This window comes from Paraburkholderia sp. MM5482-R2 (genome assembly GCF_050436125.1).
Lineage (GTDB): Bacteria > Pseudomonadota > Gammaproteobacteria > Burkholderiales > Burkholderiaceae > Paraburkholderia > Paraburkholderia tuberum.
In genome coordinates, this window is sequence record NZ_JBNDLP010000004.1 from 836,579 (window position 1) to 861,232 (window position 24,654).

Sequence of the window (24,654 nt, forward strand, 5' to 3'; positions counted from 1 at the left end):
CGGGAGGACGCGCCAGCGGATCGACTCAAACCTACGCTTCCCGCTTGCTGCGCCCATACAGCAGCAACATTGCCGCTATCACCGCGCCGTAAATGATCTGACGTCCCGCCTCGGGCATCTGCGCGACTGAAAGGATCGACTGCAGCAGCGTGATGAGGATCGCGCCAGCCACGGTGCCGAGGTATGAACCTCGTCCACCCAGAATCGATGTGCCGCCGAGCACGACTGCCGCGATCGCCGGCAACAGGTAGGCATCGCCCATCGACTGCGCTGCCTTCGACGCATAACCGGCGAGCAATACGCCGCCGAACGCCGCGAAGGCGCTGCACACGGCGAATGCGGCCACGGTCACGAGCCGCGTATTGATGCCGGACAGATACGCCGCGCGTTCGGTATTGCCGATCGCGTACAACGTGCGGCCGAAGGTCGTACGCGACAACAGGAACACCGTGGCGCCGCCGATCACGAGCCATAGCGCGACGGCATTCGGCACGCCCGGTACGAGCCAGCCCGCCGCGAGCCATCGCATCACCTGTGGCGCGGAATCCTGCGGCGACGATCCGCCGGTATAGACGATCATGATGCCCTGTGCGACCGCATTGGTCGCGAGCGTGGCGATCATCGACGGAATGCGCAGCAGCGCAACGAGGATGCCGTTGACGACGCCGATCAGCACGCCGCAACCAATCCCAACCGGTATCGCGAGGATCCGTCCGAGTTCGCCGTGCCCCGCTACCGCGCACGCCATCATTGCGCCGACGGTGATGGTCCACGGCAGCGACAGGTCGATGTGGCCGAGCAGGATCACCATCATCAGGCCGGTCGCGATGATGCCGAGGAACGCGCCGACCTTCAGTTGCAGCAGGATGTACTCCGGCGACGTGAAGTTGCGCGAATACATCCCGCCGACGAGCAGCAGCGCGACGATGCACGCGAACGCGATCACGATCGGTTTGTCGATTCTGCGCGCGAGCCTCGACACGAACGTGGTCCGGCTGGTCGCTGAAACGTGGCTCATTGAAACCACTCCAGACGGTTGCGTACCCTGAACAGCCCGCATGCGCCGATCGCGACAGCGAGCAGAAGAATCACACCCTGGAATAGCGGCTGCCACAGCGCATCGACGTTGAACACGAACAGCAGGTCGCCGATCGAGCGGAACGCGAATGCGCCGAAGATCGCGCCAATCGCGCTGCCCTTGCCGCCGAGCAGCGACACGCCGCCTATCACCACCGCGGCGATCGAAAACAGCGTGTACGAGTTGGCGCTGCCGAGGCTCGCTTCGCCGGTGTCGGTGAAGAACGTCAGGAATAGGCCGCCGATCGCAGTGAGCAGGCCGGCCAGCGTATAGCTGGCGAACTTCGCGCGGCGGATCGGCATGCCGGACAGAAAAGCCGCAGGTTCGGACGAGCCGGTCGCGTACGCCGCGCGCCCGACCGCCGAGCGTTTGAAAGGAATCCAGACGATCAGCGTCGCCGCGAGCAGAATCAGCAAGCTCGCCGGCAGGACGCCGGCGACCTTGCCGGTCAGTGCGTCGGCGAGGTCCTCGTTGATCGAGCCGCCGGGCACGGGGCGCAGCAGCAGCGCCAGGCCGTAGTAGACGGCGCCCGTCGCGATCGTCGTCACGATCGGCTGCAGCCGGCCGAAAATGATGATCACGGCATTCAGCGCGCCGCACAGCGCGCCCGCCGCGAGCACGCCGGCGATGCCGAGCGCGCTGTGCAGCGTGCCGCCCGTGACGATCCACGAGCCGATGCAATTCGTCAGCACCAGTGTCATGCCGATCGACAGGTCGATGCCGGCCGTCAGCACGACGAGCGCTTGGCCCATCGAGACGAGCGCGAGCAGCACCGCCTTGTTCGCTGCCGTCTGAAACACGTTGGCCGACAACGCCGACGGATAGTTGACCAGGTAGATCGCGAACATCAGCACGAACAGGCCGAACGCGAACACGGCCCCGCGATTTTCCGCATACCAGTAACGCAGCCCGCTCATAGCGCGACTCCCGTGGAAGGCGAAATCTGTCCGACGGGCAGGTCCAGTGCACTGGCAATCAGGTTCTGCTCGGTGATCGCCGAGCCGACGAGTTCCTTCTTGATCCTGCCTTCGTACAGCACGAGCACGCGGTCACAGCAGCCGATCAGCTCGTCGTAGTCGGTCGAATAGAACAAGATCGAGGCGCCTTCGTCGGCGAGGCGCCTGAGCAGCTGATAGAGCTCCTGCTTGGTGCCGACGTCGATACCGCGCGTCGGGTCGCTGAGCAGCAGGATCCTCGGCTGCCGGATCAGCCACTTCGCGATGACCACCTTCTGCTGGTTGCCGCCCGACAGCGAACTCACGGGCGCGTCGACGCTGAACGACTTGATCGCAAGCAGCTCCATCATCCGGTCGACGAGCGACTGCTGGCGGTCGCGATCGATTACGCCGGCGGTGGACATGCGATCGAGCGCGGCAAACGACAGGTTCTCGCGTACCGACATCGGCAGCATCAGGCCTTCGGTCTTGCGGTCCTCCGGTATCAGCGCCATACCGATGCCGTTGGCGCGCGCGGCCAACGGACTGCCGATCGACACGGCTTTGCCGTCGATCTCGATCCTGCCGGCGCACCCGCGCAACACGCCGAACAGCGCCAGCAGCAGTTCGCGCTGGCCTTGTCCGTCGAGGCCGCCCAGTCCGAGGATTTCGCCGGGCTGCAATGAAAAGCTGATGCCTTGCAGCGTGTCGTTCCACGCGAGATCACGGCAGGCGAGAACCGGAGCGGCACTGCGGTCGCCGGCGGGTTTGGCCGGAAACGCATGCTGGTACTTGCGGCCGATCATCATTTCGACGACCTCGTTGTCGGAGCGCGTGCCCGCCTCGAAGCTCATCACATGACGACCGTTCCGGTAGACCGTGCATTCGTCCGCGAGCGCCTTCACCTCGTGCATCCGGTGCGAGATGAACAGCAGCGCGAGCCCCTCTTCGCGCAGGCGCTTGAGCACCTCGATCACGCGCGCGACGTCGGCCGCGGTCAGCGCCGAGGTGGCTTCGTCGAGGATCAGAATGCGCGGCGCGTGTGCCAGCCCCTTCGCGAGCTCGACCATCTGCTGGCGCGACAGCGGCAGGTCACGGACCTTCGCAAGCGGATTGATGTCGGCGGCGCCCGCCCGGGCGAGCGCCTCCTCGGCCTGGCGGCGCTGGGCCCGGCGGTCGATCATGCCGAAACGTCGCGGCGGGTGCGAAGCGAAGATGTTGTCCGCCACGCTCAAGTCGGGGATCAGCGACAGTTCCTGATAGACGCAGACGATGCCGGCCGCGTTCGCCTCGGCCGGCGACGCGAACGAGACCTGCCGGCCATCGAAGTGCATCGTGCCCTCGTCCGGCTGTACGACGCCGGACATCACCTTCAGCAACGTGGACTTGCCCGCGCCGTTCTCGCCGAGGATCGCGTGAATGCGGCCCCTGCGCACCGTGAGCTCAGCGTGATCCAGCGCGACGGCGCCGCCGTAGCTTTTCGACACGCCAGACATCTGAAAGAACGGCTGCTCTGCATCCTGCAGCATGCTTCGTCTCCCGTCACATCCCGGCCATCATCCGATCACTGGTTGCCCTGGCTCTGCTTCATGATTTCCTGCGCAGAGAAATTGATGCCGCAAGTCGGAAACGAGTTGCCGACGAAAAAGTTGTCGGAGTCGTTCGGGAAATAGTTGACGCCCGCCTTCAGCTTCGAATCGTCGGTGACGTCGAGCGGCAGCTTGATCGAGACCGGGATCGTCTGGCCGTCCAGCGCGGCGAGCGCCGTCTTGATCGCCACGGCCACCTGCGCGGGACCGGTGCCCGCCGACGTACACTTCAGGCCCTGGCTCCCATACTGCGCGCAGAACTTGCGAAAGCCGTTCTCCGTCTCGCCGCCGAAAGGCACGAACGGATGTTTCGCATCGATCATCGCGCGCACGACTCCCGTGTCGCCGCCTTGCGCCGAAATTCCATCGAAATGGCCCTGCACGGCAATCGCGTCGGCGGTGGCCTTTTGCGCGACCCCGTCGTCCCACTTGCCGTAGACCTGGACGACGTTCCACTTCTTGCCGGTGTCGTCCAAGGTTTTCAGGAAACCATTGTGCCGGTCCGTGTCGACCGACGTGCCCGCCACCCCGCGAACCTCGAGCACCTTGCCTCCGTTCGACAGATGGCTCGCGAGCCACTTGGCCCACAGCACGCCGAGCCCGTACTGGTCGACGTTGACGTTGATCGCGTCTTCGCTGTCGAGGATGTTGTCGAACGCGATCAGCACGACGCCGGCCTTCTTCGCGCGGCGGATCGCGGGGCCGAATGAGGCGGGATTTTGCGCGTCCACGATGACCGCGTCATAGCCGGCATCGATGAAGTTGTTGACGGCCGAGATTTGCGCCGGCACATCCTCGCCGGTCGAGACGACCTTGAATTCCTTGAGCTTGGCGGCGACGGCCGGCTGCGCCGTATAGGCCTTGGCTGTCTTGATCATCTGGATACGCCAGGTGTTCGCGATATAGCCGTTCACGAGTGCGATCCGGTAGGGCCCGTTCTTCTTCGGATACTTGATGAACTTCGTGTCGCTCTTCCAGGGGACCATGCAGGTTGGATCGCTGGACGGTCCTGAAACGAACGATGCCTGCGCGAAAGCCGCGCTTGCACACAGCGTGAATGCCGCGGTCGCCGCCGCTCGAAGCACCTGGATTCCTGAAAGCATGTCGTCTCCCTTTTGTTGGATTGAACTTGCCGATTGCCGGCGAACATGGCGGTCATGGATCGCCGCCGAATTCTGTGCGTGAAGCAGGGAATCTTGCGGAATGTGCTGCAGCGGGGGCTGACTCGGACTCGCCGAAGCAGCGCGATGACCTCTTCAACGGCGCCGCCTCGAAGCAAAACGAAGGGCCGGCGCGAACGCAGTCACGTCTGACAGTACTGGCATACCAATCCGCGCGCGATAGTGGTTTACCACGGCGTCGCGGGAGGATTCGAGTAGTCTGAAACTCCTGCTGTACCGGTTCGATGGGCGGCAAGCGCGGCGTCAGGCCGATGCAGGCTGACGCCGGCAATTGGTGTACCATTTTGGCGAACTCGAGCCAATTCTTGGGCGGCTTCGAAGCTTTCGGGAATCCTGAATGGCCGATCTTTCGCACATGCCAACCGGCCGCGCCGCCGATGAGGACGCGACCGACCGTTCCTATGTCGGGCTCGCGAAGCAGATCTACGATCTGATCGTCGCCGGCGACGTCGGGCCGCGTGCGCGCCTGCCTTCCGAGCGTACGCTGGCCGAGCGTTTTGGCGTGAGCCGCACGCAGGTGAGGGAAGCGATCATCGCGCTGGAAGTGCAGGGCGTGGTCGAGGTCCGTGTCGGCTCGGGTATCTATGTGGCAGAAGCGCCGCAGGCGCGCTCCGCCATGTTTAAACTGCCGCGCGGACTGGGCCCGATCGAGACGCTGCGCGCGCGGGCGGTCATCGAAAGCGGGATCGCGGCCTTAGCCGCTACCGAGCGCAAAGATTCAGACCTCGACCGGCTCTTCGCCGCGTTGCGCGCGATGCGCGAAAACATGGACGACAAGGCTGCGAACGAGGCCGCCGACCGTGATTTCCATCTGGCGATCGCGCGGGCGACGGGAAACGAAATGCTCCGGCTCGTGGTGACAGCGATGTGGGACAACTCCCGTGCCGACCCGTTGTGGAAAAAGATCGAGGAGCACTTTCATACTCCCGCATTGCGGGCGGCTTCACAGGATGACCATCAGCGCATCTTTGCGGCCATCATGGCGCGAGATGCGACCGCCGCGCGCACGGCGATGCAGGCGCATCTGGCGCGCGTGGTCGGCGAGTTCACACGAGCCTGGCGTTAGCCAAACCATGTTCTGCGGTGCGCGCCGCAAGCTGCAACGGCACTGCCCCAGTCCGTTCGACTTCCGCTCGGTCACGGCTCTGATTCATCGCCGGCAATGTGGTTGAGGAACCGGGCCAGTCGTTCGGTATCGGCGTGCGTCCAGCCCTCGGGAGGCACCACGCTGGCCCAACCGTTGACGTAGTCCTCCGACGAGTAGTTGTGACCAAAACCCGCCGGCACGCCGAGTTGGTGAATCAGATCGCCCACCGCCTGCACGCCCGAGACGATGGGAAACCAATGCATGGCGTCAGGCACGTCGAAGCCACGTGGCCGAGCCAGCCATTCGGGCGGCCGCCAGAACGCACTGGCACTCCAGAACACGGCCGGATCGGCCGGATGCTGAAGGTACACGATTCGCGGGGCCGGCCAGTCGGTGTCCAATGCCATCTGATGCGGATCGCGGTTCAAGAACCGCACCGAACGCCCCCCATTGAAGATCGGCTGCCAGAAGGGCGACCCGCTATCGCGCTCACGAGTGAGTTGCGAATGGATTGGGTTGCTTTGTTTGGCGCCGACGATCAGCACGCCATCCGTTCGGGCCATCATGTTGGCCACCGAGGCAGAGGCGTCTTTCCCGACGAAAGGCGCTTCCACCCCCGCGGCGCCAAGACTCTTGCCGAACAGAACGAGCTTTGGCCGTCGTTTCGGCGGGAGCATCGACCATCGGGCGCGAACCGCGTTGAAGAGCGTGATACCCGCCTCGTTCGCGAGACCCGCATCCATGAAAATGGCGAGTCGGCTAGGCAGGAAAGAGTATTGGATCGCCACGATCGCTGTGTCGCCACGGTGCAGTTGCTCCAGCGAAGCCGCGGCTTTGGGGACTATCCAGCCCGTGCCGGTGGGTATCCACACGACCAGCACTTTCCGCTCGAACCCGCCCGCGCGCTCGAGCTCGCGGACCGCAATCTGCGCACGCTGCTCGAGGGAGTCCGCGGAACGCACTCCCACGTAGACCCTCACCGGATCGACCAGTCTCGCATCAGTCCCGTGGAACTTCGCGAGCTCTTGCTTGTTTGTCGCTGTCGCCACGAAGCCGCGCCCCATGCGGCCCAAGGTGTCCCATGCGACGAACGACGTGCTGCTGCCCGACACCGCCGGCGACGTCGGGGCCACGATTCCTTTGGTCGTGTTCTCGTTCACCCGCCCGTGGACGAAGTTGGAGACCGTGGTGAGGGCGGGAAAGGCCACTCCGCGACCGAGCGCCATGCCAATCACGATGATGAGCAGCGCTGTTGCCGGCACCGAAACGATCGGGGGCACGTGGCCCTGGATGACCTGCTTGACTGCGGCGACACCGCGCGCCGTCAATCGCCCGATGACTACCAGCAACACCGCGCTCAACGGCGACAGGACGATCACCAGCACGGCGTCGAACCAGGCGATCGGCGCCATCCCCATGAAACTACGCTGTTCGTTCTGCCAGCCGAGCCATAGCTTCGAGCCAACGAATAGTGCAATGAGCCACGCCGCTGTCAGAACGATCCAGCTGCGCCGTCGGATCTCGCTGCCGGGCACGCGACCCCATCGCTCCAGCAGCCGATGCACGCCGCGGCCGACCAATGTGCCTATCCCATAGCCGATGGCCAGACAGAACGCGCCGACCACGGTTTGCGTTCCCCACGACCGCGGAATCAGTGTCGGCGTCAGTGACTGCCACCAGAACACGAGCGCGAGCAGCGAGCCGCTGAGCGTCGGCGTCCAGGACGTGCTTCGAAGCCCGGCGGCTACCGGCTCATGGGAGTCCCGCATGCGTGCTCGCTCGGATTGGCACAACTCGCACCTCGTTTCCGCGGGTCACCCGCAAAGGAGTTGATGACGCGACCAGCCTTGATTCAGACTCCGCCAGGAGGGCAGTAATGGAAGATGCCGCCGCATGATCAGCCACGACGATGTTTTCCTGATTACGGCGCGCAGCGCGACACATGGGGGCAGCGGGACGGACGGGGCTGCTCCGATCTCGTGCGATGTTTCTCCTACGTCGAAAAAACGTCAACGATAAACCGGCCATGCGTCGCATTGTATTTACCTTTCTGTCCCCCGAACAACATCGTCGCTCTGCGCGCATCGTGTTCAAACATCGATGAACCGGACTGTCGGTGGCGACGTCGCCCGAGCGAGGGCTTTACGGAGCTTGCGCGCACGCTGCTTGCCCGTCGCGCTGGTCGCTACCCGGTGGCACGATCAAGCGGTTCGAAACCCGCTGGTTGAATTGACCGTCGCAAACCAAGCCGAATATCTGGAGCATTGCCGACGCTGCGCAGTTGACCGGCAAGGCAAACAGGCCAGATAGCGAGATGGTGTTGCGATTGTCGCAAGACTTCAAGGAAGACCCGGTAGCGCCGGTCGCTTCTGTCTGCCGCACGAAGCTCAAGGGATCATAGGCAAACGCGGCGACGCGCCATACCGCTCCGAAAGGGCGCGCCGGCGCGAGCCATTAAACCTGCTGGCGCGTTGCGGGCCGAGCGACCGCGTCTCGGAACCTGCGCCTTTGAGAAGGCGTCGACAACATCGAATCGACAAAGGTGTGCGCCCGATTTTCTCCATACTTGAACGCTTCATGCTCGGTCAGAAAATCGAACTGTTCCGGAAAGCTCAGCAGTTCCTGTTCCGGATTGCCGGGCAACGTCACGGTCCATGACACGCGATAACGGCGATATTTGCCACCGAGCCAATGCGTCTTCGATAGCGTAACGTTCACCTCGATATTGCAGCCGCGATACGGCGCATATTCCTGAATGGACATCGCTTTTCTCCCACAACTGAACGCTTGCCACGTACGTCTGCGTTGCCGGCGGTTGCGCGCGGCCTCCAGATCGGCGGGATAGTCGATCTCGTCCGCGACCGGGACATAGACGCTCGCCCCGCTGGTCGCGCCTTCGGCCGCGAAAAACGCGCAGCCCATGGGTGTCTCCGTTATGCATTCCGTGTTGGCGATGCACATCGAGCAACGCGCGTTCCCGCGCGGCAACCATCGTCTCGGCCCGCAGCGCGGCTGCGCTCGTGGCCATTCCCCCGATCTTCGTGACGCGGCGCTCGCGCACCGGCTGAACATCAAGGCGATTCAGGTGGTGGAACGGGACTTCCAGGTCGCCAAACGCCGCAAGGCGCGAAACGAGTTCGTCGATACGTGGTCCGTCGACGCGTTCGTGGAAGAGGGCATGCAGCCGGCGGAACCACGATGGGGTACGCATGAACGACATTGGCCTGCGGACGCGCATCGGCACGGGTAAAGCGCGCGGGACGCTCAGCCGGCCACGCCGCGCCGACGGGCTCGATCAACTCGATGGCACCCGGTGATCAAGGCCCGGGAAGGAACTGGACGTCTCCGTACCAGGCGCGTGTCGTGGCACCGGTATTGTCGGTATCGGTCAGCAGCCCGTAGCCTGTGATTCGTCCTGGCGGTTCGTGAAAGACCCGCTCATAGTCTTGCACGATATTGCGGCGCAGGCTTTGCCACTGACCCGCATCGCCAGGCAGACCGGAGACCACGATCATCTGTACGCGGTTCGTGTGAGGGTTGGCAATGACGGTACCCGGCGCGGCGGTGGTCGACCACACGTACATCAACGTGGCATAGGGCAGATCTTCGCCACTCAGTTCCTTGGCCAGCCCCATCTTCGCCCGGTCGAAAAGCGACAGCTTGCTCTTGTCTCCGGCAAACATGAACACCAGCCGCGCTGGCGCGTCTTCCTTCGACGCCACGCGGTTATCGGCGCCTTCGATCGGTCTATCCGCTTTCCAGCGCCATGCCACGACGGGAGTGCGAGCGAGGTCGATATCACCGTCGTGCATCAGCGCGGAAGCAGAGCGGTTCGCGTCCGCCTGCAGCACAGTGGTGTGGTCGTCGTGAACGAGCGTGTATTGCGTGATGGGCTTGCCGCGCACGACCGGCAGGTTTTTCCAGCCCGCGGGCAGCGATGCGCCGGGCTCGATCAAGGAAAAGGCGATACCGGGCTTTTCGTCCTGGGCAAGGATGGGTGGCGACAACAAAAGAAGCGCGACGCATGCGGCGATCCAGGCTGACGGGGCTGTTCGTTTTTGCGCTCGACGGCGCGTGGGAAGATGCACGGCAGGTCGCATTCGTATGTTGGATAGCGTCCATTGTAATGGGCTCCTCGGGCGACGTTTCAGCGGAGCTTTCACGCCGGCGGTTGAGGTTCTGTTTGCTGCGTCGTAGCGGCTGCATGACGAGGCTCGCAACGCGCCGCGCGGTATTCCCGTCGCGTCGTGCGGCGCGCGAGGGGTTTGCTATCAATGACCGTGATCGCCGCCGCTCATCACAGGCGTCAATTTCCCACATATTGGGGAAACTCCCTGGCTCGTAAAAATCGTAACTCGACTTAACAAAGTTAGAATGGCTGCTCTAAGACGGCTTCAGACCGTGTGCCTGGCCAACGGCCCGGTATGGGAACGACCTTCACGAATCGCAGTGGCAGCGATCGCCGTGTCCGCGAGAACCTGAGAGATATTCCGTGAGCAGCCCAAAACAGATGCCATTTACCCTATCCGTTCCGACCGACGTGTCGCAACTGCCCAACCAGTTCCTCGCCGGTTATTGCGCGCTGATACGGCTGAACGTGGATACATACAGGTCCGCGGTCACGGGTGCCGCGCTGCACTGGGAAAGCGTATTGCGCGCCCAGACGCCTGAACAGTTCCTCAGACGTCAAGCGGATGTGATGCCTTGGCTTACCCTGCAGTTCGCCGGATACACCCGGGGCTGGATGGATATCGCGTCTGAAACAATCAGACCGTGCCACGCCGGCGGCGATCACGACGACGAGCGTGAGCTCCACGAGGACACCAGGCCCGCTGGCCCGCCGGCCTGCGCAACGGGCGTCGACGCGATGATGCGCGCGGCCGTGCCGCCGGAAGTGCAGCCGGACCGCGTGTCCGTCGCCGAGGCACAGGTCGGGGAAATGGTCCGCGCCTTTCTCGATCGCGTCGAAAAGGCGACGCCTGACACGGCGGAACGACGAGGTCCGCCTCGCACACGTCGCTCGTCAACCCGATAGGCGACGAGCTTCCACCAATCCTGCCGGGTCCGGTATTCGCGTGCTGCCGATGCAGCCGTGGCCGGATCTGGTCACCCGTTCCTTCGTTCCCGCCGTGAGGTAAACGACATGTTGAGCCCGCACGAAGTGGCCACGTTGCTGCTGTTGAAGGATGCGCCTGAACGAATTGATTCGGATCGGGCAGAGCTTGGGGCGCTCCGCGAACTGCAGTTGATTGCGAATGAGCCAACTGGGCCGGGCTTCCGGTTACCTCGCGTGACGCCGCGCGGCGACGCCGTGCTGCGAGCGTTCGCACGGGTCCGCTGACCGGTGCGCAGACAACGTATCTGACGACCTACATACGTTGGGTGGGCCGGCTGCGCCGCCGCTCGGCAATCGTGTGCACGAACAGCTTCGCCAGTGACTGTCGCTGAGCACCGCAGCGCGCAGCGGGGACTTCGTCACGGTCGCTAATCACACCACCATTCTCCCCGCGCGGGGAACGAGTTATGCGATAGCTCGAATAGGGGCCCGAGGTGCGATCTGCCAGATTCTCGGTGAAAAGTTATCGGGAGAGTTCGCAGCTGCGCCTCGATCTCCGAAGTGGACGCAAAAGTCTATTGCTGCCGCTTCAAAGCGACTGACACTACGCTCGCGCCAGCTTATGAAATATCTCGCCCGGGCTGCCGCACTTGCTGGCCTGGCCATCGCGGTCTGGCTCGTCTGGCACGCCGACGCGCAGAAGGTGCTCGGTTTGATGCGCGCGGCCGGCGCCGGGCTCGCGCTTGCAGGGATGGTCCACATTCTGCCGATGCTCGCCAACGCAAGGAATTGGCAAATGCTGATGCGCGGCGCGGCACGCCCGAAGCTGTTCGCCGTACTGCGTCTCGTCTGGATTCGGGAGTCCGTGAACGGCATGTTGCCCGTTGCCCGAGTGGGCGGTGAAGTCGTGACGTTTCGCATGATGCGCAAATGGGGCATGGAGCCTGCCCCAGCCATGGCGAGCCTCGTCGTCGACCTCCAACTCACGCTCATCAGCGAAATGCTGTTCGCCATCGCGGCCATCGGCTATCTGATCGCCCATGCCGGCTCCCGGGCGTTGCACCTCGCAGCCAGGCTCGGGGGCGGCATCGCCATTCTGGTGGTTCTGCTCCTGGCGTTTTCGTTCGTGCAGCGAGCGAGTCCGTTCGCGCGGCTCACGAAACTTTTCAATCGCATCACGAGCGGCAAGTTCCGCTCGCTCGTCGGCGAGTCGGTGCGCATCGATCAATCGATCAGTGAGCTCTGGCATCAGCCCGGCGTCATCATCCGCTACCTGCTCATCTGGCAATCACTCCAATGTATCGCGACGGCGCTCGAGCTATGGCTCGCGCTCTATTTCCTGTCGGCAAAAGCAGGTTTCCTGCAGGCAGTCGTACTCGAGTCGCTCATCCAGGCGCTCAGCAGCGTCGCGTTCTTTGTGCCTGGCGCACTCGGCGTTCAGGAAGGTGGATTTCTGCTGATCGGCACGGTGCTTGGTTTCCATCCGCAGCTTTGCCTCGCGCTCGCGGGTGCGCGCCGTATTCGTGACATCATCGTCTTTCTGCCTGGACTCATCGCCTGGCAGGTGGAGGAGTGGCGCGACAAGCGGCGACTTCGTACCGAGGGAGGTCGGGGCCCGAATCATGATGCGAGACACAGGAAAACATGATGCGGTCGTGGTGTTCGGCGCCTTCGATCGCCACAATCTGGGTGACCTGCTGTTCCCTCACGTCGTCGCAAAACTGCTTGCGTGCGACGACGTGATCTTCGCCGGGCTCGCGGAGCGCGACCTGCGCGTCCACGGCGGCCACGCTGTTCAGGCGCTCGCGCAACTGGCCGCCGAACGCGGCAAGGACCGTGTGCATATCGTGCACGCAGGCGGCGAGATCCTGACTTGCGGCGACTGGGAGGCGGCGGTGATGCTGCTGCCGTGGGACCAGGCACAGAAGATCATCGCGCGACTGGAAATGCACAACGACGAGCGACGCGCGTGGGCACGTGCGCTGACGGGTCTCGATGCGCTTGCCCCCTACATGACGTCTCGCGCGATGTTTCCCTGTGCGTCGAGCGTCACTTATCAAGCGGCCGGCGGCGTCGATGTGGAGCGACTCGATCCCGGGATGCGAGCAGAAGTCCTGTCGAAGCTCGCGCAAGCCGACGACGTCAGCGTGCGTGACATCCACACCCAGAACGGGCTCGCCGCAGCAGGCATTCTCGCGCGGCTCGTGCCGGATCCGGCGGTGATGGTGACGGAGCTGTTCGGCGCGAACATTCGCGCGTGCAAGGAACGAAGCGGCGTGGCGGATTTGCAAAGGGCGTTTCCCGAGGGGTATGTCGCCGTGCAGTTCAGTGCGGATTTCGGCGACGACGGAACGCTCGGTGTGCTTGCGCGCGAGCTCGATCGCGTGTCGAACGAGAGCGGGCTTGGTATTGTGTTCTTTCGAGCGGGTGCGGCGCCCTGGCATGACGATATGGCCTGCTACGAGCGGATTGCGGCACGGATGAAGGTCTCACGTACGCAACTCTTCCGTTCGCTGGAGATATGGGACATCTGCGCACTGATCGCGGACGCCACGGCCTACGCGGGAAGCAGCCTGCACGGACGGATCGTCGCGCTGGCGTTCGGCTTGCCGCGGGTGAACTTCTTCCATCCGGCGCGCGCGAACCACACGACCAAACAGTCCGCGTTTGCCGCGACGTGGGAGCCAGCGTGCGTGCCGGGCAGCGTCGGGATCGAGGCACTTTCGCAAGCAATGCTCCATGCCCTGACGATCGACCGGACGTTGCTGCGGCGCACGGCCACACACCTTGCCGCTCGCTATCGCGAGGGATTCTCGCAGACGCGAGCGGCAATGTGTTCTGCTTGAAATGCAGGGCCTCGCGCGACGAGCGGTGTCGGCGCGGTCGTGTAATCTCGCGAAGCTCGATCGTTCTTTGCTTAGCCCACGTGTACGAGCGAGCGTGTGGTGCGAACCGTGGACGGCCGGTCGCGCAGCAGCAGTGGCATCAAGCGCCGATTGGCTGTCTGCGCCGCCCATTCGCAATACGCGGGGCTGCCGAGCACCCAGCCGTTGAGCGTCGACTGCATCAGGTTATTGATCTCGCGTTCGTCAACAGGCTGTGCGCCCAGATCGCGATAAGCTTGGTGGCGCTCGAACGGCGTATTGCCGAGCGCCCGGTACAGTGGATGGTCCTTGATGAACCTATCGACACGCAGCCCGATGTGGTGCGCGCAGCTCGACCACGGGTAGTTTCCCGGCTCGGCCGCCAGGCCATTGCGCACCGGCGCCTGATCGATGACCTGGCTCGCGAGCAGGAAATACCGGTCGGGCTCAATCACTGTCGACCGGTACTCGCCGCGCCATACCGCACCGCGGCGTCCATGGCGGCGGTTGAAGGTCTCGGCATAGCGACGGCCAACCGCTTGCATTGCCATGGCGACGCTCGACTCGTACGAAGGCGTGACGAGGAACTGTACCGCATCAGGCATGAGCACCCACGCATGGACCGCCAGATCGGCGACGCGCGCTGCGTCTGCCACGCAGGCGAGGAAGTACAGGTAGTCTCCTTCGTCCATGAAAGCGGGCCCCGCGAGTCCCTGCAAGATAACGTGCTGCGGTTGATCGGGGACGTAGTGCCGTGCAAGCCGTGCCATGCTGAATTAACCGGAGATCCGATGTGAGAAAGCGGTCCGACAGATATCGGACGCGGGACCGTGTGTAAGGTGCTAGAGGAAATTCTAGCGATCATGTTCGTGCATTTGCATCACGAACAGGCCTTTTTTATGGCCTCTGTTCGTTGATTTGCCGATCGCACCAGTGTCTCTTATGCCAATGCTGAATTGCAGCGCCGCGCTCGGACGTTGATCGACGAACGCTTCGCATCGCAGCTCTATCCCTTGTCGAACAGACTTGAAACCCGCGAGATCGTTTTCGCGGTCAGAACCAGCAATGCACCAGCGATGCTGTAATCGACGTGATGCATAACGTCGGCCAGATAAAAAACGGATAGCGCAATGATTGGGTGGTACATCGCACGGCTTATCAGGCGTTTCATCGGTGTCTCACGCTACTGTGTTTGCGCGAAGCGGTCAGTTGCTGTGCTTGAACCGATTCGTGCAAGTTGGGTGACGCGCCAGGTTTCCAGAGTCCGGGGAAGGCTTGTTGGCGAAGTACGGATGACGCCGATCCGTGATGTTCCTTCCTGTCATGAACTCTGCCCGCGGCAAGCCATTGCCGTCCTGCCCGTGCGTCGATCTTTCTTGACCGATCGTCCACTTCTTGCCGATGCATCGCGTGCGCAGTGCGGGCGTCCACAAAGATCGTCCTGTCATCCTGGCGAAGCGCACGTTCCGCGGTGCGCTTTTTGCCAGGCACGAGTCTTCAACGGACCCGCAAAGCGCTTCATAAGCCTCGCGCAAAACGCCAGTAAGGGAATTGTCATCAAGTGAGGTTGCGGGTATAACATGGAGCCCTTGGCCATCCTGAAGAATGAACGGCGGCCAGGTTTCTCGCCCGGGAAATCGCATTTCACGCGAGCTATCCATGGATGCAGTCTCTGAGGTTCTGCGCGCTGTTCGTCTGAGCGGCGCCGTGTTTCTGAACGGGACACTCACCGCGCCGTGGTGTCTGATCGGTCGCACCGATGCATCGCTCTGCGGCGCTTACTTGCCGCCTTCCGAGCGCGTCGTTTCTTATCATCTGATCATAGAGGGGAGTTGCTGGGCGACGCTGGCCGACGATCCCGGTTCGGCGATTCACGTCAATGCCGGCGAACTGATCGTGGTGCCTCAGGGTGAAACGCACATCATCGGCAGCGCGATCGATATCTCCCCTGTGCCGTCGGACTCGCTACTGGCCGGGCAGATGGCGACAGCACCCGGTGAAGTGATGACGCTGTCCTATGGCGGCGGGGGCGCTGTGACGCGCATCGTGTGCGGCTTTCTGGCCTGCGACGATACTTTGAGCAATCCGCTGCTCTCATCGCTGCCGCGACTGTTCAAGATCGACATGCGCCAGGATCCGCGTGCGGCATGGCTCGAGTCGTCTCTCAAACTTGCTGCCGCGGAAGCGGCCGACTCGCGCGCGGGCGGCACGATTGTGCTTGCCAGGCTATCGGAACTGCTGTTTGTCGAAGCAATCCGTAGCTGTATTGAAGCGCTACCTGATAACCAGACCGGGTGGCTCGCCGGCGTGCGTGACCGCTACGTTGGACGCGCGCTGTCGCTGCTTCATGCGCAGGCGGCGCATGCGTGGACCGTCGAGGAACTTGCGCGCAAAGTGGGCCTGTCGCGTTCCGCGTTGGCGCAACGCTTTACCGATCTTCTGGGGCAGCCGCCCATGCAATACCTCGCGAGATGGCGCATGCAGATTGCGGCGCACGAACTTCTGATCGGTAGCAAGCCGCTCAACGCCGTTGCGGAACAGATTGGCTATGAGTCGGAAGCCGCATTCAGTCGCGCGTTCAGACGCGAATTCGGCATGCCGCCGGCCGGCTGGCGCAAGAGCAAGGGAAAGTCGAACGGCGTGGCCGCGCAGCACGCGCAACCTACGCGTGGCGTTGCCGCACTGGAGGATCAGTGATGCCTGCCGCGACGCGCCGTGCTGTTTCTACCCACTCAATTGTCGACCTGTGCGACCAACGTGACGAAACGGCGTTTCAGTCATATCGTCCGGCGACTCGATCATAGAACTTCAAGACTCCCAATCGTAAATTGAGCGTGCCGGAAAGCCAGATCCTTCGACTGGCTCTGCCCGGTGAATCGACACTCAACGCTAGACCGCATCGCGGTCCATATTGGGAGAACTTCAATGAACGCAATATTGCGGCTGTCCGATCGCGATCGCTACGCCCGATGCATTCGCGCTTCGAAGATGGTCAGTTGGGACATCGACCGTGACGTGATTGGAGGCCGTACCTTCGACATGTCCCAGAAGTATTTGCCGGACGGGCTGTCGCTGGTGCCGGATTTCATCATGCTCTCGGAGGCTGAGAAGCGGTTCGTCAGCCAGATTCAGGGGCGCACATACGCGAACGTGTTCGGGCTCGTCGAGCGCTTCATTAACGCCAAGGTGCTGGAAGTGAGCCGGGACTACTGGCTCGGCGATCAGGTGGCGCTCGAAGCGCTCGTGCGTTTCAGCGACGAAGAGCTTAAACACCAGGCGCTGTTTCGCCGCATCGAAAAAATGATCGGCGAAACGCTGCCAGTGGGTTATCGCTTCGACGTCGATCCCGATGCGCTTGCCGCCGTGGTCCTCGGCAAGAGCACCTGGGCGGTGCTGGCCATGACGCTGCATATTGAACTGTTCTCGCAAATTCACTACCGCCAGAGCATTCATCCTGACGATCAGTTATCCGAGCTGTTCAAGGATGTATTTCTGTACCACTGGAAGGAAGAAAGTCAGCACGCCATTCTCGATGAGCTGGAATGGAAGCGGCACGACGCTACGCTGACAGATGCGGCGCGCGACAACGCAGTCAACGAGTTCATCGACCTGATGATTGCGGTCGATGGCATTTTGGGCGGGCAGGCGACAGCGGACTCGCGGTATTTCATCGCGAACTGCGGGCGTGCCGTCGTCGAGGCAGAAGCCATGTCGATCGAAGCGAATTTCCATCATGCCTACCGGTGGCAGTACCTCCATTCCGGTATGCATCACCCCCATTTCGCGGAAGTGCTCGATCGGCTGGTCTCCGAAGAGCAGGGGATGCGTATCCGGGCCGCACTCGCCACACTGCATTGAGCGAGCCCGAACACACACGAATCATCCAGCTAAAGGTGCGCGCGGCGAGGATCGGTGTTTCATCAGTCGAGTCCCTCGTGCTTCATGGCAAGCTGGACGGCCGGACGCGCGCGCATCAGTTCGGCAAAGTTTCGCAATTTCTCCGGCACTTCGATGCCTACCTTTTTGGCCCAGAGCAGCATCGTGAACAGATAGGCGTCCGCCACACTCGCTTCGCTGCCGAACAGGTATTCGCCCTTGAACATGGTGGCGATCAACTGGAAGCGTTGACCGAGCTTCTCGCGCGCTGCCGTTGCTTCAGCATCCGAAGTGGGCTTGAAAACACGGCTGAACTGTTTGTGGATTTCCGTCGAAATGAACGCGAGCATCTCGAGCAGGCGCAGGCTGCCGGGTTCGCTATTCGGCGCAAGGGCAGGCTTGCGCTGTGCGACCCACGAAAGAATCGCGATATTCTCGGTAAGCCGTTGACCATCATCCATTTCGAGGGTTGGGACGTAACTCTTTGGATTGATCCGATTGAACTGCTCCCCAGTCTCGGTCTCCTTGGACTTCAAGTCGACGCGAATCCTTTCGAAAGTGAGATCGGCCTCATGCATTGCGATATGGTCGGCGAGGCTGCAGGCACCAGGCGAATAATAGAGCTTCATGATAGGGGCCCCTTTACGTGAGACGAACTGAACCGTTTCAACGCAGCAAAGGGCGTGCCGCCGCCCGTCGACACCTGGAACGAGAGTTCGACGTCGAGCGTCGATTGCGATGGATGAACTTTGGCATAATTGCCGCATCGCTGCGCCGGGCACTGTCCGTTTTGACTCGCGCCACGTCCACAAGGGTCTTTCGTCATGGTTCGTGAAGCGGCTTCAGATAGCTTGAATTAATGTAGCCATCCGAACCCGGATCGCAATCGCAGCAGGGCAGGGCGACGGCCAGCACAGGAGAGACCATGCGGTCGGAAGTGAAGTCCGGCGTGCGCCTGAGACATTATGCAATCACGGTGACGGCCGTCATCGTTGGCCTGCTTGTCGTCGGACGCATCACCGGCATCCTGGTCAACTGGCTGTGGTTCTCTTCGATCGGCTATGGTGGCGTTTTCTGGACCATCCTCTGCGCGAGAGCGCTGCTGTTTGCCGCGGTGTTCGCAGTCTCGGCGTGCGCGATATGGCTGTCTGGGATTTTGGCGCATCGTTACGCGAGGCGCATCGATATCTTGCGAGCGCAAACAGCTGATCCATCGGGTCCGACGGAAGTTGCCGTTGAATTGTCTGAACTGATCGCGCCGCACATTCCCTGGCGCTCCAGTATTGCCTGCGCCGCGGTCGTCCTGGGGTTGGTTATTGCCGCTAGCGAAGTCTCGAGCTGGGACCTCGCGCTTCGCTTCATTTATCAGGTCCCTGTTGGCGAACGCGATCCGATCTTTGACAGGGATATCGGCTTTTATCTGTTCTCGCTCCCCGCGTATGTCGCACTCAAGAACTGGCTGCTGCAGCTAATCTTCTGGAGCGCGATCGTGGCAGGCGTTGTCTACGGGGTGCGCGGTGACATCGCGCTGGAGCGGCCACCACGCACGCTCTCGGCCGCCCCCCTCACTCATGGTTCGGCACTGCTCGGTTTGTTCTTTGCGGTGAAGGCCTGGTCGTGGTGGCTCGACCGCTTTCTGCTGCTCTATGGCGACAACGGCGTCGTGGTCGGCGCCAGCTATACCGATGTCCACGTCGAGTTGCCGGTCCTGTGGATGCTTGTCGGCCTTGCCGCGGCCTCATCCGTTGCCCTTTGGATCAACATGCGCCGGCGGAGCCATCTGCAACCCGTCGTTCTCGCGCTGCTCGTATTCGGCAGTTCGTTTGTATTCGCTGTGATCTATCCGTCGCTGTTTCAGCGCTTCTATGTCAAACCGAGCGAGCTGAAACTGGAAACACCCTATATCGAGCACGCTATCGCGCTAACGCGACAGGCTTACGGCCTCGCCAAGATCGAGGTTAAACCGTTTGAGGCCGAGCAGGGACTGACTCTCGACTCGCTGCAGGCCAATCGGGCGACCATCGACAACATCCGGCTATGGGATGTGCAACCGCTGATGGATACCTATGCACAGTTGCAGGAGATCAGGACTTATTACAAATTTATTTCGGTGGACATCGACCGCTATCAGCTTGACGCCGGATACAGACAGGTAATGCTGTCGGCGCGTGAACTGGAACCGGCGATGCTTCCGACCAACGCCCAAACCTGGGTGAACCTGCACCTTATCTTTACTCACGGCATCGGCGTCGTGATGTCGCCAGTCACCGAGAAATCCACCGAAGGCTTACCGTTTTTCTATCTGCACGATATTCCGCCAGTCTCCAGCGGCGGCCCGGCCATTCGCGAACCACGTCTTTATTTCAGCGAAGGCCGCCAAGACTACGTCATCGTGAACGGCAACGTAGCGGAGTTCGACTTTCCCCAACGGCCGACTAACGCCTACACGACGTATAGCGGGCGCGATGGCGTCAGCATCGGCAGTGTGGCACGCCGGAGTCTGTTCGCCTGGCAGCTCGACGATCCGAACATCCTGCTGAGCGGCTATATCACAGACAAGAGCCGGATCCTGCTTCATCGCAACATTCAGGACCGCGTGCGTACGATCGCGCCATTCCTGACTCTCGACCATGACCCCTATGTCGTCGCAAGCAATGGGCGCCTGTTCTGGATCCAGGACGCCTACACCGTCAGCCGGTGGTTTCCTTACTCCCGGCCGGGTTTCGGCGACGGCGCCAATTACATCCGAAACGCCGTCAAGGTCGTGGTCGATGCGTATAACGGCACGGTCGATTTCTACGTCAGCGATCCCGCCGATCCGCTCCTGCGCACATACGAGCGCATCTTCCCCGGTTTGTTCAAGCCTTTGGACGTGATGCCACCGGAGCTGCGAAAGCATATCCGCTATCCGGAAGATCTGTTCCTGATCCAGGCGCAGCTCTACCGCGCCTATCACATGGATGCGCCGGAGATCTTCTACAACCGCGAGGATCTGTGGCAGTTTCCCCAGGAGCTGGTCGGAATGGATGGCGGAAGCACCGCCAGCACGATGCCGCCGTATTACACGATCATGCGACTCCCCGGCGACGCACGCGCCGAGTTCATCCTCATGCTGCCGATGGTGCCGAGCCAGCGCGAGAACATGATTGCCTGGCTGGCGGCGCGATGCGATGCGCCCGGGTACGGCAAGCTCATCGTGTACACCTTTCCCAAGGACAAGCTGATCTATGGGCCGTTTCAGATCGAAGCGCGGATTCAGCAGAATACCGAGATCTCGCAGCAGATCTCGTTGTGGAACCAGATGGGCTCACGCGTCATTCGCGGTCATCTCGTGGTCGTGCCGATCGAGAACTCGATCCTCTACGTTTCGCCGCTCTATTTGCGCGCGGCGTCCGGTCAGTTGCCGGAGTTGAAGCGGGTGATTGCCGCGTATGGGGACCGTGTGGTGATGGAGAACACTCTGGATGAGGCGCTGGCGGCGCTTTTCAGTGAGACCGCACGAGCGGCATCGCCAGCCCGAGGCACCGTGGACGCTCGCGCGAGAGAGGCACTTGTCCACTATGACCGCGCCATCGAGAGACTGAAGGCGGGAGACTGGAGCGGCTTCGGCGCGGAACTGGATGCCCTCCGGCCGTTGCTCGAGGCACTCGGCGCTGGCCGTTCCGATGACCGGAAGTGACCAACGGGACGATCAATGCGGCTCGCCGAGGCAAGCGTCGGCAACATCGACGATCGGCTCGCTGTCGGCGTGAGCTTGAGGAAACCGATCGACGCACTTGATCTGAACGTAGGTCCACCACGTTCCCGGTGGATCGTGACCCAGCCACAACACAGTGGCTGCGACCTTGGTTCGCAGCCCCCATTGGCGCCAGTCAGCACCCGTTGGCGAAAAGTTTCCGTGAATGTCCTTGTACAGGTTACGGTCCAACCCGTATCGCTTCAGATAGGGCGGGTTGATGCGCTCCTCGGACGTAGCCGGCTCGCCACGTGCGATGCCCGCTTGCGCCAGGGCCGCGTCCCGGCGGAAATCGCTCACGGCACGGCCGACCACCGACAGCTCGAACAGCAATGCCCCGCCAACTGCCATGCAAGTCGCGATAATGCAAAGCGAGAGCGCCCAAAGCACCCGCCTTCGGGTCGTCGGTGTCTTCATCACTGTCGACCTCCTACCGGCAACGGGATTCGCCGCCATGCCCGGCGCTTCGTTCGCCATTCAAATGGCCGCTCGGCTTTGTCGCAACGGATTTGAGATGGTCGACGGCAGTCGTGTCAGACAGAGTGGCCCCCTTGCCTCGTCAGCAAGAGCCAGGCCGGTGTTTGCAGTCCGGTACGGGTACTTCACGCCCTTTGTAGAAGGTCAATCGCCTTTTCGGCATCGTCCAACGAGTCGACCGCGAGATACGCAATGAACTGCGAGCCAAGTACAGCGGCCGAAACGCCGCGAAGGTTGATCCCCCCATCCGCCAACGTCTGGGTCAATTGCGCGATGATGCCCAACTGGTCCAGACCCATTACACGGACGGAGTGAAGGCTCGGGCTGACGCTGAACCCCGCCTGTGTGGCGGCACGGATCACACTTTCTCCCTCTAGCGGAGCGACAAACACGACTCCCTTACCCGCTGCCTCTGGCGTTCGACGTGCCACGACGAACTGCAAGTCGACACCAGCATCCCGCAAGACGCTTAAGACCTTCGCAAGGCCTCCCGGTTTATCGTCGATGGTAGCTGCCCAAACCTCGACCCGTTCCACGCTCAGTTCCATGGCCGTCCCTCCCGGCTCCAACCTCATTAGAAAAATCTACTTCACGAACGGCACGCGGGCAAGGACTGTCGGAGTACGCGCCGGTCGGCGAGCCGCGTCCAACTTGCTGCTACCGAGCATCTGTATCAAGATCAAGTCGCCTCATCACAAACAGGCGACTCTCATGACAGACGATCCCGATGGCGATCCTGCTACCGATCCCGACAAACTGAAAGGCCCAGGCGGCATGAGTTTGAGGCAGATCCACGAACAGGTTCAGAAGTCCGTCCAGCGCGACTGCGAAGCGCAGACTGCGCGCCACGCGCCCGCTCCACCGCAAAGCCGCTGGCAGCGGTGGGTTCGCTATGTATGGGGCCGTAGCGGGCGGCGCTAACCGCAGTGTGATCAGGGACGTGCTGGTCGCAGACCAGACTCGTTGCATCGTGAAGTCCGCGCTGCATCCACCCGGCTACCCATTTGGGTGGTGTGCGCCCCCCGTCGTTCTGTCATTGTGAACCCGTCGTCATAACGCTAGCTGGACAGGCGAGCAAACGTCGACGCGAAGCACTGGCAGGTCGCACGCAATTGACAGGGGGCTTGAAATGGAAACCACATCCTCGAGCGGAAATCCTTTGATGGATCTCTCGGACAATCTGGCAGACATCGTCGCGCGAGTCGGGCGGAGTGTCGTCGCAGTACACGGCCGACATCGCATGCCGTCGAGTGGCGTAATCTGGCGACGTGGCGTCGTCGTGACGGCTGCACACACCCTCAGGCGCGAGGACGGTATCGAAGTCACATTGACCGACGGCCGTACGGTCGCCGCAGTCCTCGCGGGCCTGGATCTGGGGTCCGACGTCGGCGTGCTGAAACTGGACGGCGTGGACCTCGACCCGATCGGTTCCGGCGACGCCCACTCACTGAAGCCGGGTCATCTTGCGCTCGCCGTCGCACGTGCGGACGATTCCGGCGTCAGCGCTGATTTTGGCGTGATCGGCAGCATAGGTGGTCCTTGGCGCACGTGGAAAGGCGGACAACTCGATGCGTTCGTGCGACTGGACGGCGGTCTGCGCCCGGGTTTCTCCGGGGCGGCCCTCGCGGACATGCGCGGGCAGGTCATCGGCATCTGCACCTCGGCGCTGATGCGCGGCGCCGGCATCGTGATTCCGGGGATGACCGTGGAGCGCGTCACCGATGAACTGTTGGCTAAAGGGCGCGTCTCGCGGGGCTACCTTGGTGTCGGCACGCAGCGGGTCGGCCTGCCGGACGCCTGGGTCAATAAAATGAACCTGTCGTTCAGCAGTGGATTGCTGATCAATTCGCTTGCGCCGGGCGGCCCTGCGGAGCAGGCGGGCGTGCTGATAGGCGATGTACTGATCGAACTGGACGGCAAGCCTTGCCGCGACATGGGTGACGTAAGTGCGGCGCTGGGCTCCGCAAGCATTGGGCAGCAGTTGCATATCGTCTTGATCCGAGGCGGCGAACGCCACGCGTGTTCGGTAACGGTGGGCGAACGGGCCCCAACGGAATTCGTGCAGGTGACGTCCGGGAAGCGACCAAATGTCGGATGGACAGACGATACGGAGGGCACCTTTACGGGTCGTAGTGATTGCGGCATCGTGGCAAGACCGCGCTAGCCTGCAAGCGCTTGTCGAGGCGAACCCGGCACTTGAGTTCCTGGGTAGCGCGCCCGACGCCGAAAAGCTCGTCGATTGCCTCGCCGGATCGGTGCCGGATGTGGTCGTCACCGACATCGCGCCGGAGGCGAGCGATGCGCTCAAGACGCTACTCGAACTCTCGCCCGGGTCACCGTCGCTCGTCCTGTTGAGCGACGACCCGGACAGCGACTGGATCTTCGATGCGTTGCCCGCCGATGCGGTGGCTATCCTGCCGCGCAACGCGATGCCAGCTGAAATCGTCGTGTCCATCGAAGCCGTCGCCGCAGGCCTTTGCGTGCTGACGCCCGACATCCTCGCAAGGCTGTTGGCCGAACCAAGACCGTCGCGCCAGAAGGGAGCCGGCGAACCGTTCGAAGCCTTGACGTTACGAGAGATCGAAGTGCTGGCGATGCTCGCCGACGGACTCGGCAACAAGGAGATCGCGCGGCACCTCGACATCTCGGACAACACGGTGAAATTCCACCTCTCGTCAATCTTCGGCAAACTCGGTGCGACCAACCGCACCGAAGCGGTGATGCTCGGCATGCGGCACGGATTCATCATGGTATAGACAAGCTCGCGTTTCTCTA

23 protein-coding genes and 1 pseudogene are annotated in these 24,654 nt (G+C 62.3%); 12 read left to right on the forward strand and 12 right to left on the reverse strand.

The features are described 5' to 3' along the window. Window positions 1-31 precede the first annotated feature (31 nt). The 4 genes from OKW37_RS39905 to OKW37_RS39920 are packed head-to-tail and all read right to left on the reverse strand — an operon-like array spanning window position 32 to window position 4,705. Window positions 32-1,018, reverse strand: a complete 987-nt coding sequence (locus tag OKW37_RS39905) for an ABC transporter permease (protein ID WP_184068473.1) — start codon at window positions 1,016-1,018, stop codon at window positions 32-34. Then, window positions 1,015-1,995 (reverse strand): ABC transporter permease, encoded by a 981-nt coding sequence (locus OKW37_RS39910; protein ID WP_184044775.1) that lies wholly within the window; start codon window positions 1,993-1,995, stop codon window positions 1,015-1,017. The genes OKW37_RS39905 and OKW37_RS39910 overlap by 4 nt, the downstream gene beginning before the upstream one ends. Next, a complete protein-coding gene (locus tag OKW37_RS39915) occupies window positions 1,992-3,542 on the reverse strand; it encodes a sugar ABC transporter ATP-binding protein (protein ID WP_429401777.1) in 1,551 nt (516 codons plus the stop codon). The genes OKW37_RS39910 and OKW37_RS39915 overlap by 4 nt, the downstream gene beginning before the upstream one ends. 35 nt (window positions 3,543-3,577) lie before the next feature. After that, window positions 3,578-4,705 carry a sugar ABC transporter substrate-binding protein gene (locus tag OKW37_RS39920; protein ID WP_184024175.1) on the reverse strand — a complete coding sequence of 376 codons (1,128 nt, stop codon included), beginning with the start codon at window positions 4,703-4,705 and terminating at the stop codon, window positions 3,578-3,580. Window positions 4,706-5,120: 415 nt separating this feature from the next. On the opposite strand from OKW37_RS39920, the gene OKW37_RS39925 reads away from it, so the two are divergent. Beyond that, window positions 5,121-5,849: a FadR/GntR family transcriptional regulator gene (locus OKW37_RS39925; protein ID WP_429354377.1), complete on the forward strand. Its 729-nt coding sequence runs from the start codon at window positions 5,121-5,123 to the stop codon at window positions 5,847-5,849. A gap of 71 nt (window positions 5,850-5,920) precedes the next feature. Here OKW37_RS39925 and OKW37_RS39930 read toward each other — a convergent pair whose 3' ends face one another. Together OKW37_RS39930 and OKW37_RS39935 are read right to left on the reverse strand one after the other, a co-directional pair. After that, a complete protein-coding gene (locus OKW37_RS39930) occupies window positions 5,921-7,639 on the reverse strand; it encodes an alpha/beta hydrolase (protein ID WP_429401775.1) in 1,719 nt (572 codons plus the stop codon). 685 nt (window positions 7,640-8,324) lie between these two features. Continuing rightward, window positions 8,325-8,792 carry a hypothetical protein gene (locus OKW37_RS39935; RefSeq protein WP_429401773.1) on the reverse strand — a complete coding sequence of 156 codons (468 nt, stop codon included), beginning with the start codon at window positions 8,790-8,792 and terminating at the stop codon, window positions 8,325-8,327. Between OKW37_RS39935 and OKW37_RS39940 the strand changes: the two genes are divergently transcribed. After that, window positions 8,791-9,120, forward strand: a complete 330-nt coding sequence (locus tag OKW37_RS39940; protein WP_429401771.1) for a hypothetical protein — start codon at window positions 8,791-8,793, stop codon at window positions 9,118-9,120. The two genes, OKW37_RS39935 and OKW37_RS39940, sit on opposite strands and share 2 nt — an antisense overlap. A gap of 67 nt (window positions 9,121-9,187) precedes the next feature. On the opposite strand, the gene OKW37_RS39945 is transcribed toward OKW37_RS39940, so the two are convergent. Continuing rightward, on the reverse strand, window positions 9,188-9,958 hold the full coding sequence (locus OKW37_RS39945; protein WP_429401769.1) for a DUF3047 domain-containing protein: 771 nt from the start codon (window positions 9,956-9,958) through the stop codon (window positions 9,188-9,190). Window positions 9,959-10,362: 404 nt separating this feature from the next. On the opposite strand from OKW37_RS39945, the gene OKW37_RS39950 reads away from it, so the two are divergent. From OKW37_RS39950 to OKW37_RS39965, 4 genes are all read left to right on the forward strand, one after another. Beyond that, window positions 10,363-10,905 carry a phasin family protein gene (locus OKW37_RS39950; protein ID WP_429401767.1) on the forward strand — a complete coding sequence of 181 codons (543 nt, stop codon included), beginning with the start codon at window positions 10,363-10,365 and terminating at the stop codon, window positions 10,903-10,905. Window positions 10,906-11,013: 108 nt separating this feature from the next. Continuing rightward, window positions 11,014-11,211 carry a hypothetical protein gene (locus OKW37_RS39955; protein WP_184068456.1) on the forward strand — a complete coding sequence of 66 codons (198 nt, stop codon included), beginning with the start codon at window positions 11,014-11,016 and terminating at the stop codon, window positions 11,209-11,211. Between the two features lie 337 nt (window positions 11,212-11,548). Then, window positions 11,549-12,574, forward strand: coding sequence for a lysylphosphatidylglycerol synthase domain-containing protein (locus OKW37_RS39960; RefSeq protein WP_429401765.1), 1,026 nt, complete (start codon window positions 11,549-11,551; stop codon window positions 12,572-12,574). Beyond that, window positions 12,549-13,772: a polysaccharide pyruvyl transferase family protein gene (locus OKW37_RS39965; protein WP_429401763.1), complete on the forward strand. Its 1,224-nt coding sequence runs from the start codon at window positions 12,549-12,551 to the stop codon at window positions 13,770-13,772. The genes OKW37_RS39960 and OKW37_RS39965 overlap by 26 nt, the downstream gene beginning before the upstream one ends. A 71-nt stretch (window positions 13,773-13,843) precedes the next feature. On the opposite strand, the gene OKW37_RS39970 is transcribed toward OKW37_RS39965, so the two are convergent. Both OKW37_RS39970 and OKW37_RS39975 read right to left on the reverse strand, forming a co-directional pair. Next, window positions 13,844-14,560 (reverse strand): transposase, encoded by a 717-nt coding sequence (locus OKW37_RS39970; protein WP_184068447.1) that lies wholly within the window; start codon window positions 14,558-14,560, stop codon window positions 13,844-13,846. A 236-nt stretch (window positions 14,561-14,796) separates the two neighbouring features. Next, entirely contained in the window at window positions 14,797-14,961 is a 165-nt protein-coding gene (locus OKW37_RS39975) for a hypothetical protein (protein WP_167368794.1), read from the reverse strand. A 488-nt stretch (window positions 14,962-15,449) separates the two neighbouring features. Here OKW37_RS39975 and OKW37_RS39980 point away from each other — a divergent pair, with 488 nt between their 5' ends. After that, on the forward strand, window positions 15,450-16,487 hold the full coding sequence (locus OKW37_RS39980) for an AraC family transcriptional regulator (protein ID WP_429401760.1): 1,038 nt from the start codon (window positions 15,450-15,452) through the stop codon (window positions 16,485-16,487). A 228-nt stretch (window positions 16,488-16,715) separates the two neighbouring features. Further along, window positions 16,716-17,648, forward strand: coding sequence for a hypothetical protein (locus tag OKW37_RS39985; protein ID WP_429401758.1), 933 nt, complete (start codon window positions 16,716-16,718; stop codon window positions 17,646-17,648). A 62-nt stretch (window positions 17,649-17,710) separates the two neighbouring features. On the opposite strand, the gene OKW37_RS39990 is transcribed toward OKW37_RS39985, so the two are convergent. Then, window positions 17,711-18,295: a glutathione binding-like protein gene (locus OKW37_RS39990; RefSeq protein ID WP_090811025.1), complete on the reverse strand. Its 585-nt coding sequence runs from the start codon at window positions 18,293-18,295 to the stop codon at window positions 17,711-17,713. A gap of 296 nt (window positions 18,296-18,591) precedes the next feature. Between OKW37_RS39990 and OKW37_RS39995 the strand changes: the two genes are divergently transcribed. Next, window positions 18,592-21,345 (forward strand): UPF0182 family protein, encoded by a 2,754-nt coding sequence (locus OKW37_RS39995; protein ID WP_429401756.1) that lies wholly within the window; start codon window positions 18,592-18,594, stop codon window positions 21,343-21,345. 12 nt (window positions 21,346-21,357) lie between these two features. On the opposite strand, the gene OKW37_RS40000 is transcribed toward OKW37_RS39995, so the two are convergent. Beyond that, entirely contained in the window at window positions 21,358-21,753 is a 396-nt protein-coding gene (locus OKW37_RS40000; protein ID WP_429510123.1) for a hypothetical protein, read from the reverse strand. Window positions 21,754-22,004: 251 nt separating this feature from the next. After that, on the reverse strand, window positions 22,005-22,427 hold the full coding sequence (locus OKW37_RS40005; RefSeq protein ID WP_184068433.1) for an ACT domain-containing protein: 423 nt from the start codon (window positions 22,425-22,427) through the stop codon (window positions 22,005-22,007). A 163-nt stretch (window positions 22,428-22,590) separates the two neighbouring features. On the opposite strand from OKW37_RS40005, the gene OKW37_RS40010 reads away from it, so the two are divergent. The 3 genes and pseudogenes from OKW37_RS40010 (at window position 22,591) to OKW37_RS40020 (ending at window position 24,635) form a co-directional block, all read left to right on the forward strand. Further along, a complete protein-coding gene (locus OKW37_RS40010) occupies window positions 22,591-22,800 on the forward strand; it encodes a hypothetical protein (protein WP_084754273.1) in 210 nt (69 codons plus the stop codon). Between the two features lie 241 nt (window positions 22,801-23,041). Beyond that, a pseudogene (locus OKW37_RS40015) lies at window positions 23,042-23,948 on the forward strand (S1C family serine protease). 18 nt (window positions 23,949-23,966) lie between these two features. Beyond that, window positions 23,967-24,635, forward strand: a complete 669-nt coding sequence (locus OKW37_RS40020; protein WP_429402510.1) for a LuxR C-terminal-related transcriptional regulator — start codon at window positions 23,967-23,969, stop codon at window positions 24,633-24,635. Window positions 24,636-24,654: the final 19 nt, after the last annotated feature.

Excerpts from the sequence above, each read along its gene's own strand:
- OKW37_RS39985 (WP_429401758.1), top strand. The coding sequence starts at position 16,716 with ATGAACGCAATATTGCGGCTGTCCGATCGCGATCGCTACGCCCGATGC.
- OKW37_RS39965 (WP_429401763.1), top strand. The coding sequence starts at position 12,549 with ATGATGCGAGACACAGGAAAACATGATGCGGTCGTGGTGTTCGGCGCC.
- OKW37_RS39980 (WP_429401760.1), top strand. The coding sequence starts at position 15,450 with ATGGATGCAGTCTCTGAGGTTCTGCGCGCTGTTCGTCTGAGCGGCGCC.
- OKW37_RS39990 (WP_090811025.1), bottom strand. The coding sequence starts at position 18,295 with ATGAAGCTCTATTATTCGCCTGGTGCCTGCAGCCTCGCCGACCATATC.
- OKW37_RS39960 (WP_429401765.1), top strand. The coding sequence starts at position 11,549 with ATGAAATATCTCGCCCGGGCTGCCGCACTTGCTGGCCTGGCCATCGCG.
- OKW37_RS39955 (WP_184068456.1), top strand. The coding sequence starts at position 11,014 with ATGTTGAGCCCGCACGAAGTGGCCACGTTGCTGCTGTTGAAGGATGCG.
- OKW37_RS39920 (WP_184024175.1), bottom strand. The coding sequence starts at position 4,705 with ATGCTTTCAGGAATCCAGGTGCTTCGAGCGGCGGCGACCGCGGCATTC.
- OKW37_RS39925 (WP_429354377.1), top strand. The coding sequence starts at position 5,121 with ATGGCCGATCTTTCGCACATGCCAACCGGCCGCGCCGCCGATGAGGAC.
- OKW37_RS39970 (WP_184068447.1), bottom strand. The coding sequence starts at position 14,560 with ATGGCACGGCTTGCACGGCACTACGTCCCCGATCAACCGCAGCACGTT.
- OKW37_RS40020 (WP_429402510.1), top strand. The coding sequence starts at position 23,967 with ATGTCGGATGGACAGACGATACGGAGGGCACCTTTACGGGTCGTAGTG.
- OKW37_RS40010 (WP_084754273.1), top strand. The coding sequence starts at position 22,591 with ATGACAGACGATCCCGATGGCGATCCTGCTACCGATCCCGACAAACTG.
- OKW37_RS39910 (WP_184044775.1), bottom strand. The coding sequence starts at position 1,995 with ATGAGCGGGCTGCGTTACTGGTATGCGGAAAATCGCGGGGCCGTGTTC.
- OKW37_RS39940 (WP_429401771.1), top strand. The coding sequence starts at position 8,791 with ATGGGTGTCTCCGTTATGCATTCCGTGTTGGCGATGCACATCGAGCAA.
- OKW37_RS40005 (WP_184068433.1), bottom strand. The coding sequence starts at position 22,427 with ATGGAACTGAGCGTGGAACGGGTCGAGGTTTGGGCAGCTACCATCGAC.
- OKW37_RS39915 (WP_429401777.1), bottom strand. The coding sequence starts at position 3,542 with ATGCTGCAGGATGCAGAGCAGCCGTTCTTTCAGATGTCTGGCGTGTCG.
- OKW37_RS40000 (WP_429510123.1), bottom strand. The coding sequence starts at position 21,753 with ATGGCAGTTGGCGGGGCATTGCTGTTCGAGCTGTCGGTGGTCGGCCGT.
- OKW37_RS39930 (WP_429401775.1), bottom strand. The coding sequence starts at position 7,639 with ATGCGGGACTCCCATGAGCCGGTAGCCGCCGGGCTTCGAAGCACGTCC.
- OKW37_RS39975 (WP_167368794.1), bottom strand. The coding sequence starts at position 14,961 with ATGAAACGCCTGATAAGCCGTGCGATGTACCACCCAATCATTGCGCTA.
- OKW37_RS39905 (WP_184068473.1), bottom strand. The coding sequence starts at position 1,018 with ATGAGCCACGTTTCAGCGACCAGCCGGACCACGTTCGTGTCGAGGCTC.
- OKW37_RS39995 (WP_429401756.1), top strand. The coding sequence starts at position 18,592 with ATGCGGTCGGAAGTGAAGTCCGGCGTGCGCCTGAGACATTATGCAATC.
- OKW37_RS39935 (WP_429401773.1), bottom strand. The coding sequence starts at position 8,792 with ATGGGCTGCGCGTTTTTCGCGGCCGAAGGCGCGACCAGCGGGGCGAGC.